The sequence below is a fragment of the Marinobacter sp. SS13-12 genome (assembly GCF_030227115.1).
In the GTDB taxonomy this organism is placed as follows: Bacteria; Pseudomonadota; Gammaproteobacteria; order Pseudomonadales; family Oleiphilaceae; genus Marinobacter.
This window is the reverse complement of sequence record NZ_JASSUA010000001.1, coordinates 1,412,339-1,426,552: the sequence shown is the minus strand read 5'-3', so window position 1 is coordinate 1,426,552 and position 14,214 is coordinate 1,412,339. Positions and strand designations below refer to the sequence as shown.

Below are 14,214 nucleotides of genomic sequence, written 5' to 3'. Positions count from 1 at the left end.
GGGATCAGAAGGGTTTGGCGACAGCCAGGTGGAAAATGGCCATGATCTGGACCAGCGCCAGCACAGATGCAATCAGCCGCACCTGTAGACTCCGGGTTTCCTTCATTGCGAACACGCCCGCTACAATGTAGCCAACCAACAGGAATATCTTCGCTGTCAGCCAACCGTGCACAAACGGCATCCAGGGCGTTACAAACAGCAGGCTGATGGCGGCCACCAACAGAACCGTATCGTTGGCGTGAGGTATCCAGCGCAGCGGAGTCTTACGCCACTGGGGCTTGCCCACCGCATCCAGGAGCAGGCGCAATGCAAACAGCACTACCGTCAGGTAGGCTGCAATCATGTGGACGCTTTTCAGAATCAGGTAACTACTCATAAACTAATCCATTGGGAATCAAATCGATAGCCGCATTGTACGCAAAACTACCGCCTGATGGGTATGTTATTCCTTTAAACATTTATTTATTATACATGTTATATTCAGACCGCCAGTGGAGTCATTGTCATGCAGGCTATCCCCACAACTGAAACCGAAGCAGGCGCAAGCATCCGCCAGCTGTTCGGCTACCCGTTCAGGATCTTCTTCCTCTCCATGACCGTACTGGCCATGTTGGCCATCCCCGTGTGGGTACTGCAGGTCAGTGGCGTCATTCAACTGCCATTGGCCATGCCGGGCCTGTTCTGGCATCAGCATGAAATGCTGTTCGGCTTTCTGTCCGCCGCCATCGCCGGCTTCCTGCTGACCGCGGTGTGCGTATGGACCCAAACCGAACGCACGCACGGCTTGCGTCTGGTTCTGCTGTGGGGCGTCTGGCTTGCAGGGCGGCTATTACTGGCGTTCGGCGCGGGCCTGCCTGACTGGCTGGTTCATGGCGTAAACCTCGCTTTCCTGCCCCTGGTCATGCTGGACGCCGGCTGGCGCGTGGTGCATGCCAAGCAGAAGCGACAACTGATGATTCTGGTGGTACTGGGACTGCTCTGGCTGATGCAGATCGGCTTTGTAACCCGACTCGACCCCGCCTTCAGCTACGGCGCACTGATCATGGCAATGGCGCTGATCAGCATTATTGGTGGGCGTATCACCCCTGCGTTCTCCGCCGGCTGGCTCCGTCAACGGGGGCTGGATGCCACTCAGGTCAGGATGGTTCCGGCCCTGGACATGGCCGTCCTGTTCAACATGGTGCTGCTGATGGCATCACTGGTGTCCGGTTGGCAAACCGTAACAGCCATTCTCGCCGTGACTGCTGCCGTACTGATGCTGGTGCGTCTCGCGGGCTGGAAAGGCTGGCTGTTCCGCAAGGAGCCGCTGCTGTGGGTGCTGCACCTGTCTATCCTCTGGGTGCCGGTTGCTCTGCTTTTGCTTGCCGGTTCCATTCTCGCGGGCTGGCCCGCCAGCGCCTGGACTCATGCAGCCGGCACCGGTGCCGTTGGGTGTCTGATTCTGGGTGTCATCGCCCGGGTATCACTGGGCCACACCGGCCGCCCTCTGGTTCTTCCCCGGAGCCTGGTCACGGCATTTATAATGATTCACCTGGCGGCGCTGGTGCGCGTGGTCACTGCATTCGAAGCCATGCCCTGGCACGCGGGTGTGGGGATAAGCTCCCTGTTATGGGTGCTCGCATTCGGCCTATTCCTGGCCCGTTATACCCGCATACTGGCGTCACCAAGGCCGGATGGGAAGGAAGGCTGAGCTTTCCGGGGGATTCGCAAAACAGGAAGAGCCGGTCAGGCGGCCAGCTCTTCCTCGGCAATTGCACTGAACGCTGCCCTTGCCTCGCGGAAGCGATCAGCAGGAAAATGGATGTGAATCCCCTCAAGTGACGCCATCAGCATTTCCAGATGAGCGTCCCAGCCGGCACAGGAAATCGCCACTCGATGGTCGTCCGGCAACAGCAATGTCAGTTCTACCGTTGTTCCCTCTGATTCCGGAAGCAGATCCCAGCGTATCGGGCGTTGCGGCTCGCTACCGGCACTCCAGGAATACTCCAGCAGCCGTTCAGGCTTGATAGCGCGAACGTAGCTGTCTATCGCGGAGCCACTCTGGCCGAAATCGATTTTGACCGACCCGCCGGGCCACTGCTCAATCGTTCCCGGCGCCAACCAATTCGCCAGGTTAGCCGGGTCGGTAAGCATTGCCCACACTTCTGCAGGGTCGTGGTCCGTGCTGCGTTTGAGCTTTGCACTTACGCGGCCATCCCTGCGGCTCAGTTTGCCCCAGGCTTTACTTTTCGCTGACATGGCGGCTCCTTGTATCTGTCAGGGTCAGCCTGAAAAATAACCAAAAGCACCAAACGACACCTTGATGACCATCAACCACTCCCACCCGTTTCCCTGAAAACTGCAACCAATGGTCAATAGCCATATGGGGAATAACAGCTAAAGTATAAGAAACCATTTTGTAACAGGAATAATGGCATTATGACCCCCGATCACTTTGACAAGGCGGATCTGGAAGCCTGCGGGCAAGGTACGCTTTTCCCAGGCAAGATGCGGCTGCCCATCAACGAAATGCTGATGATGGACCGCGTAACCCATTTCAGCGAAACCGACGGGCAGTACGGTAAAGGCAGCATTGTTGCCGAGCTGGATATCGACCCGGACCTGTGGTTCTTCAAGGTTCATTTTGTCGATGACCCGGTTATGCCCGGCTGCCTGGGACTGGATGCCATGTGGCAACTGGTGGGTTTTTTCCTGGCGGCAACCGGCGGCGAAGGCAAGGGCCGGGCACTGGGATGCGGGGAAGTGAAGTTTTCTGGCCAGGTGCTGCCGAAGAATAAACTGGTTCGCTACCACCTCGACATCAAACGGGTAATCCGCCGCAAGCTCACCATGGCTATCGCCGATGCCCGCATGGAAGTGGATGGCCGCGAGATCTACACTGCCAAGGATCTGAAGGTTGGCATGTTCAATTCTACGGATGACTTTTAGGAGCCATTAAATGCGTCGTGTTGTTATTACAGGTATGGGGATTGTCTCCAGCCTAGGAACCAATCAAGACGAAGTGACCCGTTCTTTGCGGGACTCAATACCCGGCATCGGCTTCAGTCAGGAAGCCAAGGACAACGGTCTGCGCAGCCATGTATGCGGCCAGATCGACCTCAACCTGCCAGACCTGATCGACCGCAAGCTGATGCGCTTCATGTGCCCGGCCTCCGGTTACACCTACCTGGCGATGAAAGAAGCCATTGCGCAGGCGGGGCTCACCGATGAGCAGATCCGTGCCAACTCTACCGGCGTGATTACTGGCGCAGGTGGTGCTTCCACAGTGGAGCTGATGGACGCGATCGACACCCATCGCGCCAAAGGCATCCGCCGGGTCGGCCCTTATCGCGTTCCGCGCACCATGGGCAGCGCCATCAACGCCTCTCTGTCCACCGCATTCGGCATTACCGGCGTCAACTACGGCATTACGTCTGCCTGCGCCACCAGTGCCCATTCCATCGGCCACGCTGGCGACCTGATTGCCCTGGGCCGTCAGGACGTCATGTTTGCCGGTGGCGGCGAAGACATCCACTGGACCCTGAGCCTGATGTTTGACGCCATGGGTGCATTGTCCACCAAGTACAACGACACGCCGGGAAGGGCGTCCCGCACCTATGACAAGGACCGGGACGGCTTTGTTATATCCGGTGGCGGCGGCATTCTGGTACTGGAAGCACTCGAACATGCAGAAGCCCGCGGTGCCAATATCCTGGCTGAACTGGTCGGCTTCGGGGCCACCTCTGACGGCGCGGATATGGTCGCTCCCAGCGGCGAAGGCGCGATTCGCTGCATGCAGCAGGCGATGAAGAATGTGGACGGCGAGATCAGCTACATCAACACCCACGGCACCAGCACGCCTGCAGGTGATGTCACCGAGCTGAAAGCACTGAAGGAAACCTTTGGTGACAAGATACCGCCGCTGAGCTCAACCAAGCCCCTGTGCGGCCACGCCCTGGGCGCTGCAGGTGTGCACGAAGCCATCTACAGCCTGATCATGCAGCGGGGGAACTTTATTGCCCCGTCGGCCAACATCGAGAACCTGGACGAAGGCGCCGAAGGCTACCCCATCGTGCGGGAACGGCAGGACAACGTGGATCTGCCCCTGGTGATGAGCAACAGCTTCGGCTTTGGCGGTACCAACGGTACCCTGGTCTTCAAGAAAGCCTGATACCTGAAGAAGGCAGGCACCGGGGCATGCGATATTGCTGCCCCGGCGGCCTGAGCCTGCCTCATGCCGCCATCGAGCGGTAGGCCCCCGGCGACTTCCCCATCCAGCGCTTGAACGCGCGACTGAACGCACTGAGCTCCGAAAATCCCAGTTGTTCAGCAATTTCCACCAGCGACTTGCTACGGTCATCAAGATAGGCCAGCGCACGCTCGCGCCGGATCTCTTCCAGCAAGGCCGCGAACGTCAGGCCCTCCCGCTTCAGCCTTTTGTGAAGCGTATGCCGGCTCATGTGCAGCTGGGAGGCAACGGCTTCCACCCCCACCCGGCCACGCTCCAGATGCCCGGCAATCAACGAAGTCACTCGCGCACTGAACGGTGCCTTCGTCGCGAAGGACTCCATCGGTTCTGATTGCATGTCTCTTGCTCCTGATATCTCAATGCAGGCAATAACCACCCGCGGACGTCAGCGTACACATGTTAGCCGAAAATAACCATATCCAGCCTTGAGCCGCATCAAGGGAAAAAACCACTCGATGAGGCACCATGCGCCGCTGCCAACTCCCGAACAACTGATGGCCTAATCCGGAGCTCCGATGCAAACCCCAGAACTGCTGGCCCCAGCTGGCACTGCCGAACACCTCGAGACCGCCTTTGCCTACGGCGCCGACGCCGTCTATGCCGGCCAGCCGCGATACTCACTGAGAGTAAGAAATAACAGCTTCAAAAACATTACAGCTTTAGGCGCAGGCATCACCCGCGCCCATGAACTGGGCAAACAGTTCTATCTCGTATCCAACATCGCGCCCCACAATGACAAAGTGCGAAGCTATTTGCGGGACCTGGAACCGGTACTGGAATACCGGCCGGATGCCCTGATCATGTCTGACCCCGGCCTGATCATGCTGGTGCGGGAAAAATGGCCGGATCAGCCCATACACCTATCGGTACAGGCCAACGCCGTCAACTGGGCAACGGTGGAATTCTGGCGCCGGCAGGGCATCAGCCGCGTTATCCTCTCGCGGGAACTGGCCCTGGACGAAATCCGCGACATCCGTGAAAAAGTGCCGGCAATGGAACTGGAAGTCTTCGTACACGGCGCGCTGTGCATGGCCTACTCCGGCCGCTGCCTGCTGTCCGGCTACATGAATCACCGCGACGCCAACCAGGGCGCCTGCACCAACGCCTGCCGCTGGAACTACAAAGAAGTCAGCCACAGCCACGACCAGACCGGCGACCTGATTGCCACCTCAACCAACAGCGAGGTCCAGACCGCCGAACCCCGCGAAATCCTGCTGGAAGAACCCAACCGCCCGGGCAGCTACATCCCCGCCTACGAGGATGAACACGGCACCTACATCATGAACTCCAAAGACCTCCGCGCGGTCCAGCACGTCGCGGCACTGGCAGAAATGGGCATCCACTCCCTGAAAATCGAAGGCCGCACCAAAAGCACCTACTACGTCGCCCGCACCACCCAGGCCTACCGCCGCGCCATCGACGACGCCACAGGCGGCAAACCCTTCGAGATGAACCTGATGAACCAGCTCGAAGCCCTCTCCAACCGAGGCTACACCGAAGGCTTCCTGCGCCGCCACGTACCCCAGGAATACCAGAACTATGAACAGGGCTCCTCCCTGAACGGCAGCCAGCAGGTCGTCGGCACTATTACTGACGTGGATGACCGTTGGCTGACCATCGATGTAAAGAACAAGTTCGCCCCCGGTGACGCGCTGGAACTGATCACACCGGCCGGCAACCTTAGGTTCTCGGCGGAAACAATGGAGAACCGGAATGGTGAAGCCATGGGTTATGCCCCCGGCAGCGGCCATATCGTTCGTATCCCGAAACCAGAACGACTGCCGCAATCGTTAGACTACAGTTACCTGACAAAAATTCTGACTTCCTCTCCGTAGCAACTGTCGGGCTCATGGAGACCAGCAATTAGTCGAAGGGGTCGGGCGGGGCTTCCTCCCAAAACCGTGCATTGCCATGGATGGCAATGCCGAGCCCCCATGGATGGGTTCACGGCGTGTTTTGGGAGGAAGCCCCGCCTGACGCCCGCCACCGCAACATCCAGTCTTACCCCAAGCCAGACCAAAGCTATCACCACGATTGCCAGCCCCTTAGTGCCCCAAGGGCCGAATAAGGTATAATCACGACACGCGCAATTTAATACCTGACTATTTTACTCTGGTATTGTATACTCGCTCACCAGAAGAAACGGATTTTGCCCTTGGTTTTCAACGGGGCGACACCCAATCCGTCATCCAAAAACCGATTGCAGGGCGTACTCTCAACACGAGCGACCACTGCAACGCCTGAAATTTTTACATCCGCAAGGTAGCCACCCAAGCAAGGCTACCGGCGACACCAGGGGCTCAAAAGCCCGAGATGAGAGAATACGGAGCGACGATCATGGCGACCACCGATAAAGAGGTGAACGAGCTGATCAAACGGGAATACGAACACGGTTTCGTGACAGACATCGAATCCGACACGTTCGAGCCCGGCCTTAACGAAGACGTCATAGCCCGCCTTTCCGGCATCAAGAAAGAGCCGGAGTGGATGCTGGAATGGCGCCTGAAAGCCTACCGTCGCTGGCTGGAAATGGACGAGCCGGACTGGGCCCACGTGGGTTATCCGAAAATCGACTACAACTCGATTTCCTACTACTCCGCGCCCAAACGCCCGGAAGACATGCCCCAGAGCCTGGACGAAGTGGACCCGGAGCTGCTCAGAACCTACGAGAAACTGGGCATCCCGCTGCACGAGCGCGAAAAACTCGCTGGCGTGGCCGTTGACGCGGTATTCGACTCTGTCTCTGTTGCGACCACCTTCAAAGAGCCACTGGCCAAAGCGGGCGTGATTTTCTGTTCCATCTCCGAGGCCATCCAGGATTATCCGGAACTGGTCAAAAAGTACCTGGGTTCCGTGGTGCCTGCAGGCGACAACTTCTTCGCTGGCCTGAACTCCGCAGTCTTCTCTGACGGTACGTTTGTATACGTTCCAATAGGTGTGCGCTGCCCCATGGAACTGTCCACTTACTTCCGCATCAACGCGGCCAACACCGGACAGTTCGAGCGCACCCTGATCATCGCTGAAGACAGCAGCTATGTAAGTTATCTGGAGGGCTGCACCGCCCCCATGCGGGATGAAAACCAGCTCCACGCAGCCGTGGTTGAACTGGTTGCCCTGGACGATGCGCAGATCAAGTACTCCACCGTCCAGAACTGGTATCCGGGTGACGAGAACGGCAAGGGTGGCATCTTCAACTTCGTCACCAAGCGTGGCGCTGCCATCGGCAGGAATTCGAAGATTTCCTGGACCCAGGTCGAGACCGGTTCTGCGGTCACCTGGAAATATCCGAGCTGTATCTTGCGCGGTGACAACAGCGTGGGCGAATTCTACTCGGTGGCACTGACCAACAATTATCAGCAGGCCGATACCGGCACCAAGATGATCCACCTGGGCAAGAATACCTCCAGCACCATCATCTCCAAGGGTATTTCCGCGGGCAGGAGCTCCAACGCCTACCGCGGCCTGGTGAAGTTCGGCCCCGGTGCGGAAGGTGCGCGTAACTACACCCAATGCGATTCGCTGCTGATCGGCGACCGCTGCGGTGCGCACACGTTCCCGTACATCGAAAGCAAGAACAAATCGGCCATCGTCGAGCACGAGGCCACCACCTCCAAGGTCAGCGACGAGCAGATGTTCCTCTGCCGCCAGCGTGGTATCGACCCTGAGCAGGCTGTCTCCATGATTGTGAACGGCTTCTGTAAAGAGGTGTTCAAGGAGCTGCCTATGGAGTTTGCCGTTGAGGCTGGCAAGTTGCTTGAAGTTAGTCTTGAGGGATCTGTTGGTTAATCCTTCATGGCCCCGCTGAGTTTGGTGGAGATCAGCAAGCACAAAAGTATGCGGAAGCCATCGGGCAGGCCCTGCCCGAGGGCTGACTCCCCCACAGTTGGCAGTCAGCCCAAGGCAAAAGAATTCAGACATCAGGAAGAGAGAAGCCATAAATGCTGAGCATCAAGAACCTGCACGCATCCGTTGAGGGTGAAGAGATCCTCAAAGGCATCAACCTGGAAATCAAGGCCGGGGAAGTTCATGCCATTATGGGCCCGAACGGCTCAGGCAAGAGCACGCTGTCCCAGGTGCTTGCAGGCAATGAGACGTTTGAGGTGACTGAAGGCGAAATCACCCTCAATGGCGACAACCTGCTGGACCTGGAAACCGAAGAGCGGGCCCGTGAAGGCATCTTCCTGGCATTTCAGTACCCGGTGGAGATTCCCGGTGTCAGCAACCTTCAGTTCCTGCGTACCGCCGTCAACGCCATGCGCACACACCGTGGCGAGCCGGAGATGAACGCGGCTGAGTTCATGAAGCTGGCCCGGGAGGTCTCCAAGCAGGTCGACCTCGACCCCGCCTTTCTCAAACGCGGCGTCAACGAAGGCTTCTCCGGTGGCGAGAAAAAGCGTAACGAAATCATGCAGGCGCTGCTACTTCAGCCCAAACTGGCGATTCTGGACGAGACCGACTCAGGGCTCGATATCGACGCCCTGCAGGTGGTCTCCAAAGGCGTGAACGCGCTGCGTGCGGAAGACCGTGCCATCCTGATGGTGACCCACTACCAGCGGCTGCTGAATCACATCGTGCCGGACTACGTACACGTTCTGGCCGGTGGCAGAATCGTCAAATCCGGTGGCCGCGAGCTGGCGCTCGAGCTTGAAGAGCGCGGTTACGGCTGGCTCGGCGTGAAAGACGAAGAAACCACCCCCAGTGCAGCGAGCTAAGGAGGTCGTGGAATGAAACCAGCACCAACGCTTTCCAGCGCCTTCCTTGAGCCGGGCCGGCAGTCACTGCCCGCGCCGCTGCTTGAGCTGCGCAAACAACGGGGTACGGCACTGGTGGATATGCCATTGCCAACCCGCAAGACCGAGAACTGGAAGTACTCCAGCCGTCACCTGACGTTGACTGATGAGCTTGCCGCTACCCTGCCCGCGACCGGCAAGGACGGTCTCAGCCTGTCGCTGCCAGGTTACCGGGTGGTGTTTCATAATGGTGTGATGATTCCGGAAGCGTCGGACTTCCCCGATCTCGACGGTATCCGCATCCAGCGCTTCGCCGATCTCGATGACGACGAGGCGGCTGCCCTGGCCGATCGCCTCGACAACACCCTGGACAACCGGGCCGTGCAGATGGCCAGGCTGAACTCAGCGCGTTTTGAAGACGGCCTGTACATTCAGTTGGACAAGGAAGCTGTGCTCGACCAGCCCTTGTTCATCGTGCACGAAGTAACCGGCACCGCTTCCGGCTCTGCTTACCCGCGCATTTATGTAGACGCGGCGCGTCACAGCCAGATCACGCTGGTTGAGGAATACCTCTCCAGCGGCAATGAGCCTGTCATGGTCAATGCGGTCACCGAATTCATGCTGGGAGACGGCGCCAATGTTACCAGTGTGCGATTGGTCATGGAGGGCGAGAACGTCCAGCATATAGGTGCTACTGGTGTTCGCCAGGCGGCCAATTCCCGCTTCGAAAGCCATTGTGTCGGCTTCGGCGGACCGCTTCGCCGCCACGACCTGATGGTTCGCCTGGAAGGCGAAGGTGGTGAGTGCAAACTGAATGGCGTGGTGGTTACCCAGGGCAAGCAGCACTACGACAACCACACGTCCATTGAGCATGTGGCTGCCCACTGCAACAGTGAAGAAACCTATCGCAACATCGCTGCGGATCAGTCCCACGCTGTGTTCAATGGCCGCATCCATATCCACGAGGATGCCCAGAAGTCGAACGCCAACATGAACAACAAGAATCTGTTGCTTTCCACTGGCGCGGAAATCGATACCAAGCCCGAGCTGGAAATTTACGCGGACGACGTCAAGTGCGCCCACGGCGCCACCATTGGCCAGTTGGACAAGACCTCCCTGTTCTACCTGGTTTCCCGGGGCATCGGGCGCCGTGAGGCCAATACGCTTCTGACTATGGCCTTCATTAACGAACTTGTTGAACAGATTCCGGTTCAGGCAGTCAAAGACGCTGCACAGCTTCGGCTGAATGAGTTTTTCGATCAGACATTTGAGGAGGCCTGACCGGTTATGACAGACCTTTCCGTGGCAAAAAAGGCTGGCAAAGTGGCGTTTGACGTCGATGCCATCCGCCGGGACTTCCCGATCCTTGATCAACGGATCAACGGCAAGCCCCTCGTGTATCTGGACAACGGTGCTTCGGCTCAGAAGCCAATCGCCGTACTGGACGCCATGGATCGGTACTACCGGGAGATGCACTCCAATGTCCACCGGGGTGCTCACACCCTGGGCGACCGCGCCACCAGCGCGTTCGAGGGCGCTCGCGAAAAAGTCCGGAGCTTCCTGAATGCCGACAGTACCCGTGAAATTATCTGGACACGAGGCACCACCGAGGCCATCAATGTGGTCGCCAACGGCCTTGCTGGCCGCCTGAAGCCGGGCGACGAAATCCTGGTCAGCCATATGGAACACCATGCCAACATTGTGCCCTGGCAGATGGTGGCTGAGCGCACGGGGGCGAAGGTGCTTCCTGTGCAGGTAACACCGGAAGGTGAGCTCGACCTGGAATCGTTCACCAGCCTTTTGGGCGATCGCACCCGCGTGCTGGCGCTGACCCATGTCTCCAACGTTCTGGGCACGGTTAACCCGGTTGCCCCGCTGATAGAACAGGCCAAGGCCAGGGGTGTGATTACCCTGATCGACGGCGCCCAGGCAGTGCCCCACTTCCAGCCGGACGTACAAGCACTGGGTTGCGACTTCTATGTCTTCTCATCCCACAAACTGTTCGGCCCTACTGGCATCGGCGTGCTCTACGGAAAAGCCCAATTGCTCGAGGAAATGCCTCCCTACCAGGGCGGCGGCGAAATGATCGAACGGGTATCTTTCGAGCGCACCACCTGGAACGTACTGCCCTATAAATTCGAGGCAGGCACCCCACCCATTGCCGAAGCAATCGGCCTGGGGGCGGCTATCGACTATCTGGACAGCCTCGACCGCAAGGGCATGGAAGCGGCGGAAGCGGCGCTTCTCACCCGGGCAAACCAGCTGGTTGAAAGCGTCCCGGGCATGGAAGTGATCGGTACGGCCAGCAATAAAATGCCGGTCATGTCCTTTAAAATCGCCGGCCTGCACCCCAGTGACATAGGCACTTTGCTGGACCAGCAGGGCATCGAGATTCGAACCGGCCACCATTGCGCCATGCCGCTGATGGACTTTTACGGGGTTCCCGGTACAGCCCGGGCATCCTTTGCATTTTACAATACACTGGAAGAAGTGGAACAATTATTCACTGCTCTGCAGAAAATCCAGCGCCTGTTTGCCTGATGGAGGTGGAAACATGACAGCCGAAGTCTACACACCAACCGTAGCCGTCACCATGACGCCCACTGCGGTAAAACACGTACGCAAACAACTGGACAAGCGGCCTGAGGCGAAAGGCATCCGCCTGGCCATCAAGAAAAGCGGCTGTTCCGGCTTCAAATATGAAACCCAGTGGGTGGAAGAAGCCGGCACGGACGACAAGGTCTTCCACATCGACGGTGTGGACCTGTTTGTGAAGGAAGAGCACCTGCCACTGGTGAATGGCATTGAGATTGATTTTGTGACTGAGGGGGTGAACTCCCTGTTCCAGTTCCGGAATCCGAATGCGACTGCCGAGTGTGGTTGTGGGGAGAGTTTTACGGTTGCCTGAAACAGTGGTGTCGGATTACGGCTTCGCCTAATCCGACCTACAAAGACAACCAATGTAGGTCGGATTAAGCGAAGCGCAATCCGACAAACCAGCTAGAGAGAAAACGAGGCCCCTGAAGGCATGCAAGAACGGGAAGTGGTCCTGACCAAACGCGAAGTAGAGGCACGCCTGGTGCCCACCGGCACGGAAATCATGATTCCGTCGGACACCTTTGTGACCATCACGCAGTCACTGGGCGGCAGCTTTACCGTTGCTGTTAACGGCAATCTCGCGCGCATTGAGGGCCACAACGCCGATGCGCTGGGCAAGAAGCCCCTGGAAAGCAGCTTCGACACCCCCGAAGACGGCACTGTGAACGAAAACCAGGTCTGGGAAGCCATGAAAAACTGCTACGACCCGGAAATTCCGGTGAATGTGGTGGATCTGGGCCTGATATACGACTGCAAGATCGAGAATGGCACCGAGGATGGCAACCATGTCTACGTCCTGATGACACTGACCGCTGCCGGTTGCGGCATGGGCCCGGTGATCACCGAAGACGTCAAGACCAAGCTCGAGCACGTGCCCAATGTCGACAAGGTGACTGTTGAACTCACCTTCGACCCGCCCTGGAACAACGACATGCTCACCGACGAAGCCAAGCTTGAACTGGGGATGCTCTGATGACCGCCTCTGAACAGGACTTTCTGAACAACCCGCTGGGAAAAGACACCACCCTGGAAGACGTTGTGGATGGCTTCGAATTCCTGGACGACTGGGAAGAGCGCTACGCGTTTATCATTGACCTGGGCAAGCAGCTACCGGCGTTTCCGGATGACGAGCGCAGGGAAGAGAATTACGTGCACGGTTGCCAGAGCCAGGTCTGGCTGATTCATCACTATGATGAACAGAGCGGCAAGCTGTACCTGTTGATTGATTCCGATGCCATTATCGTTCGCGGCCTTGCTGCCATCATCCTGGTGGCGCTGAACGGCAAGGCACCCAGGGATCTGCTGGCGACGGATATCGATGAACTGTTCGAGCAGCTGGACCTGTTCCGCCACATCTCCCCTACCCGGGGCAATGGGCTTCGGGCCATGGTAGGCAAGATCCGCGATATCGCGGCGGAAACCGCTGAAGCCTGACAGCGCTTCCAGGCTCCCGACAATGCCTACCAGACGATGGCCACATCATCCCGCTGGATATTGATCAGCCCACCAGAGACCGGAATCCTGCCGTTGCTGAAATCCGGATGTACGTTGTTCACCGTCATGGTGGTGCCGCTGTCCTGCAGCTCTGGTGTGGCGCCCGGCGAGTCGAAGAAGCTGGCACTGCGGTAGAGTTTCAGCTCGTCCCCCGGCCTAAGCCCGGCAGTGGCGCCCGAATCCAGAGTCACCTTGCGACCGTCCACACGGCTTACCCGAGTTATAAAGGGTTGACACGCCAGGGCATTGTTCACCGCAGACGTCATCTCCTTCATCAGATCGCCAACGGCCTGGCCGTAACGGGTTTCCTGGAATCCGGCTGAGCCGAATCCGTCGGAAGAGCCCGGGCCGGCATCCCAGCGTGCCTCGGTCGCGAATCGCTCCTGGTAAACAGGGGCGCCGCTGAATCCGTCATAAATCATCAGGTCCGCCACAAACCGCCGGTTCTGGTTCGCAGCACCAACCCCCCTTTGCATGCGGTCAATGATGGACGTGCCCCAGGCATCAGGATCAGACACACCCACATCGCGGATCACACCGGCAACCACAAACTGCACACCCAGTTCCCGCGCCACCTGGATCACGTTGGTGAGACGGTTATTGAATTTCTGCTGGGTTGGCGCGTTGAGAAGGTCGCTGAACAGGCGCTGGGTGGTGGCACCGAATACCTGAAGATTGCCGGTAGCCCGAAGGTCCGCCTGCAACAATTGCGGCAAGATCTCGCCGGCGTCATCAATACGGCCAATCCGCGCCTGGTCCGGGTACACCATCGGGAAGCCGGTTACCGCAACACGTTTTCTCAGGCCACTTGCCTCACCCGCACTGCAGCTTCCGCTTTCCGACATATCAGCGCGAACGGTCACCCGCATCAGATCGTCTCGACGATACTCGTCTACCACCTTCACTGACCTGGCTCTCGATGACGATGCCACCTGCAGGCGGGATTCGGTCACTACGCCGTTTTCCATGGTATCGCGGCTGCTGATTCTGGCCTCATACTGCAGGGATACATCCCGCAGAGCCGCCTTTTTGGCCTCCTGCCTGGCGCTATCCACATCGTCATTGTAGATGGTGGCATGCCCGACGCCCTCAAGCACGACGGCCTGGACATTGGCGGCAAGCATCAGCACTGTAATAACCAGAATTGCCAGCTTCATGGAGAAT

At 58.3% G+C, this 14,214-nt stretch carries 15 protein-coding genes; 11 read left to right on the top strand and 4 right to left on the bottom strand.

Going from position 1 to position 14,214, the window contains the following annotated elements; translation table 11 throughout:
* Positions 1–4: 4 nt before the first annotated feature.
* Positions 5–376, bottom strand: a complete 372-nt coding sequence (locus QPL94_RS06525) for a SirB2 family protein (RefSeq protein ID WP_285356312.1) — start codon at positions 374–376, stop codon at positions 5–7.
* Positions 377–505: 129 nt separating this feature from the next.
* Between QPL94_RS06525 and QPL94_RS06520 the strand changes: the two genes are divergently transcribed.
* Complete coding sequence (locus tag QPL94_RS06520) at positions 506–1,690, top strand: NnrS family protein (RefSeq protein ID WP_285356311.1); 1,185 nt, start codon at positions 506–508, stop codon at positions 1,688–1,690.
* A gap of 35 nt (positions 1,691–1,725) precedes the next feature.
* Here the strand turns inward: QPL94_RS06520 and QPL94_RS06515 are convergent, their stop codons facing one another.
* A complete protein-coding gene (locus tag QPL94_RS06515; protein ID WP_285356310.1) occupies positions 1,726–2,238 on the bottom strand; it encodes an SRPBCC domain-containing protein in 513 nt (170 codons plus the stop codon).
* 180 nt (positions 2,239–2,418) lie between these two features.
* Here QPL94_RS06515 and fabA point away from each other — a divergent pair, with 180 nt between their 5' ends.
* The gene (gene fabA / locus QPL94_RS06510; protein WP_137435655.1) at positions 2,419–2,928 is read left to right on the top strand and encodes a bifunctional 3-hydroxydecanoyl-ACP dehydratase/trans-2-decenoyl-ACP isomerase; all 510 of its coding nucleotides are present in this window, start codon (positions 2,419–2,421) and stop codon (positions 2,926–2,928) included.
* Positions 2,929–2,938: 10 nt separating this feature from the next.
* Positions 2,939–4,150: a beta-ketoacyl-ACP synthase I gene (gene fabB, locus QPL94_RS06505; RefSeq protein WP_285356309.1), complete on the top strand. Its 1,212-nt coding sequence runs from the start codon at positions 2,939–2,941 to the stop codon at positions 4,148–4,150.
* Positions 4,151–4,211: 61 nt separating this feature from the next.
* Here the strand turns inward: fabB and QPL94_RS06500 are convergent, their stop codons facing one another.
* On the bottom strand, positions 4,212–4,565 hold the full coding sequence (locus tag QPL94_RS06500; protein WP_285356308.1) for a helix-turn-helix transcriptional regulator: 354 nt from the start codon (positions 4,563–4,565) through the stop codon (positions 4,212–4,214).
* Positions 4,566–4,743: 178 nt separating this feature from the next.
* On the opposite strand from QPL94_RS06500, the gene trhP reads away from it, so the two are divergent.
* The 8 genes from trhP to QPL94_RS06460 all read left to right on the top strand — a co-directional run bounded on the left by trhP (position 4,744) and on the right by QPL94_RS06460 (position 12,990).
* Entirely contained in the window at positions 4,744–6,063 is a 1,320-nt protein-coding gene (trhP, locus tag QPL94_RS06495) for a prephenate-dependent tRNA uridine(34) hydroxylase TrhP (RefSeq protein WP_285356307.1), read from the top strand.
* Positions 6,064–6,565: 502 nt separating this feature from the next.
* Positions 6,566–8,014: a Fe-S cluster assembly protein SufB gene (gene sufB / locus QPL94_RS06490; RefSeq protein WP_285356306.1), complete on the top strand. Its 1,449-nt coding sequence runs from the start codon at positions 6,566–6,568 to the stop codon at positions 8,012–8,014.
* Positions 8,015–8,166: 152 nt separating this feature from the next.
* Positions 8,167–8,940, top strand: coding sequence for a Fe-S cluster assembly ATPase SufC (gene sufC / locus QPL94_RS06485; protein WP_285356305.1), 774 nt, complete (start codon positions 8,167–8,169; stop codon positions 8,938–8,940).
* A gap of 12 nt (positions 8,941–8,952) precedes the next feature.
* Positions 8,953–10,239, top strand: coding sequence for a Fe-S cluster assembly protein SufD (gene sufD / locus QPL94_RS06480; RefSeq protein WP_285356304.1), 1,287 nt, complete (start codon positions 8,953–8,955; stop codon positions 10,237–10,239).
* Between the two features lie 6 nt (positions 10,240–10,245).
* Positions 10,246–11,499, top strand: coding sequence for an aminotransferase class V-fold PLP-dependent enzyme (locus QPL94_RS06475; protein WP_285356303.1), 1,254 nt, complete (start codon positions 10,246–10,248; stop codon positions 11,497–11,499).
* Between the two features lie 13 nt (positions 11,500–11,512).
* On the top strand, positions 11,513–11,866 hold the full coding sequence (locus QPL94_RS06470; RefSeq protein WP_250089578.1) for a HesB/IscA family protein: 354 nt from the start codon (positions 11,513–11,515) through the stop codon (positions 11,864–11,866).
* A 120-nt stretch (positions 11,867–11,986) separates the two neighbouring features.
* Positions 11,987–12,529 carry a putative Fe-S cluster assembly protein SufT gene (gene sufT, locus QPL94_RS06465; protein WP_285356300.1) on the top strand — a complete coding sequence of 181 codons (543 nt, stop codon included), beginning with the start codon at positions 11,987–11,989 and terminating at the stop codon, positions 12,527–12,529.
* Positions 12,529–12,990 (top strand): SufE family protein, encoded by a 462-nt coding sequence (locus tag QPL94_RS06460; protein WP_285356299.1) that lies wholly within the window; start codon positions 12,529–12,531, stop codon positions 12,988–12,990. Before sufT ends, QPL94_RS06460 begins: the two co-directional genes overlap by 1 nt.
* Positions 12,991–13,016: 26 nt before the next feature.
* Here QPL94_RS06460 and QPL94_RS06455 read toward each other — a convergent pair whose 3' ends face one another.
* Positions 13,017–14,207 carry a flagella assembly protein FlgT gene (locus QPL94_RS06455; protein WP_285356297.1) on the bottom strand — a complete coding sequence of 397 codons (1,191 nt, stop codon included), beginning with the start codon at positions 14,205–14,207 and terminating at the stop codon, positions 13,017–13,019.
* Positions 14,208–14,214 lie beyond the last annotated feature (7 nt).

Coding starts and splice junctions, on each gene's coding strand:
- QPL94_RS06515 (WP_285356310.1), bottom strand. CDS start 2,238: ATGTCAGCGAAAAGTAAAGCCTGGGGCAAACTGAGCCGCAGGGATGGC.
- sufC (WP_285356305.1), top strand. CDS start 8,167: ATGCTGAGCATCAAGAACCTGCACGCATCCGTTGAGGGTGAAGAGATC.
- sufD (WP_285356304.1), top strand. CDS start 8,953: ATGAAACCAGCACCAACGCTTTCCAGCGCCTTCCTTGAGCCGGGCCGG.
- QPL94_RS06470 (WP_250089578.1), top strand. CDS start 11,513: ATGACAGCCGAAGTCTACACACCAACCGTAGCCGTCACCATGACGCCC.
- QPL94_RS06475 (WP_285356303.1), top strand. CDS start 10,246: ATGACAGACCTTTCCGTGGCAAAAAAGGCTGGCAAAGTGGCGTTTGAC.
- QPL94_RS06455 (WP_285356297.1), bottom strand. CDS start 14,207: ATGAAGCTGGCAATTCTGGTTATTACAGTGCTGATGCTTGCCGCCAAT.
- QPL94_RS06525 (WP_285356312.1), bottom strand. CDS start 376: ATGAGTAGTTACCTGATTCTGAAAAGCGTCCACATGATTGCAGCCTAC.
- QPL94_RS06500 (WP_285356308.1), bottom strand. CDS start 4,565: ATGCAATCAGAACCGATGGAGTCCTTCGCGACGAAGGCACCGTTCAGT.
- sufB (WP_285356306.1), top strand. CDS start 6,566: ATGGCGACCACCGATAAAGAGGTGAACGAGCTGATCAAACGGGAATAC.
- sufT (WP_285356300.1), top strand. CDS start 11,987: ATGCAAGAACGGGAAGTGGTCCTGACCAAACGCGAAGTAGAGGCACGC.
- QPL94_RS06520 (WP_285356311.1), top strand. CDS start 506: ATGCAGGCTATCCCCACAACTGAAACCGAAGCAGGCGCAAGCATCCGC.
- QPL94_RS06460 (WP_285356299.1), top strand. CDS start 12,529: ATGACCGCCTCTGAACAGGACTTTCTGAACAACCCGCTGGGAAAAGAC.
- trhP (WP_285356307.1), top strand. CDS start 4,744: ATGCAAACCCCAGAACTGCTGGCCCCAGCTGGCACTGCCGAACACCTC.
- fabB (WP_285356309.1), top strand. CDS start 2,939: ATGCGTCGTGTTGTTATTACAGGTATGGGGATTGTCTCCAGCCTAGGA.
- fabA (WP_137435655.1), top strand. CDS start 2,419: ATGACCCCCGATCACTTTGACAAGGCGGATCTGGAAGCCTGCGGGCAA.